The following is a 353-nucleotide window of genomic DNA, read 5'->3' as shown; positions in this document are numbered from 1 at the left end:
CGTCACCGGCATCTTCCAGTCCGGTGCCGATGCGCCATTGAGCTATTCCCTGTCTGGCGACACCAGCGGCTTGCCGCAGACGCTGACTTCGGGCGGCGTGGCGGTGACCTACAGCGTCGTCGGCAACATGCTCACTGCTTCGGCCGGCGCGGTGGACGTATTCACCTTCAGCCTCACGGCGGCCGGCGCCTACAGCTTCACGCTGCTCAAGCCGCTGGATCATGCAGCGGGCAATGACGAGAACGACATCACCCTCAATCTCGGTTCGCTGCTGCGGGCCACCGACGCTGACGGCGACACGGTGACGGCCGCACCCGAGAAGCTGGTCATTACCGTTGACGACGACACGCCGA

Annotated in this window: 1 protein-coding gene; it reads left to right on the top strand. The window is 65.2% G+C overall.

Features of this window, described 5'->3' with window-relative positions; translation table 11 throughout:
* Window positions 1–353: T1SS-143 repeat domain-containing protein (locus tag DM872_RS00020; RefSeq protein ID WP_256873249.1), on the top strand; the 353-nt coding region annotated here is incomplete at both ends.

Source organism: Pseudomonas taiwanensis (assembly GCF_013393345.1).
GTDB lineage: Bacteria > Pseudomonadota > Gammaproteobacteria > Pseudomonadales > Pseudomonadaceae > Metapseudomonas > Metapseudomonas resinovorans_C.
This window is presented reverse-complemented; position numbering and strand designations above follow the sequence as displayed.